Source organism: Ligilactobacillus equi DSM 15833 = JCM 10991 (assembly GCF_001435735.1).
Lineage (GTDB): Bacteria > Bacillota > Bacilli > Lactobacillales > Lactobacillaceae > Ligilactobacillus > Ligilactobacillus equi.
Genome location: NZ_AZFH01000179.1, coordinates 1 through 282, shown reverse-complemented (window position 1 = coordinate 282; position 282 = coordinate 1). Strand labels below are relative to the sequence as shown.

Below are 282 nucleotides of genomic sequence, written 5' to 3'. Positions count from 1 at the left end.
CAACCATTAAAGTTGCCAATGCTAGATATATGAAGATACCAAAATTAGGGATTGTTAAAACAAGTAAAACTAACTTATTAAATGATTGTAAAATCAAACGTTATACCGTAGAACATGCACCAAATGGCAACTACTATTTGAGCTTGCAAGTTGAGTTTGAGAACCAAGAACTTAATAAAACGGGTAAAGTAGTAGGTATCGACTTGGGTGTACATGATTTAGCGATTGCTTCTGATGGTGTTAAATATCCTAAACTACAATTCAAGAGCTTAGAAAAGAAGG

At 33.3% G+C, this 282-nt stretch carries 1 pseudogene; it reads left to right on the top strand.

Annotated elements, in window-relative coordinates:
- Positions 1 to 282: pseudogene (locus FC36_RS09300) on the top strand (RNA-guided endonuclease TnpB family protein); the annotation flags it as partial.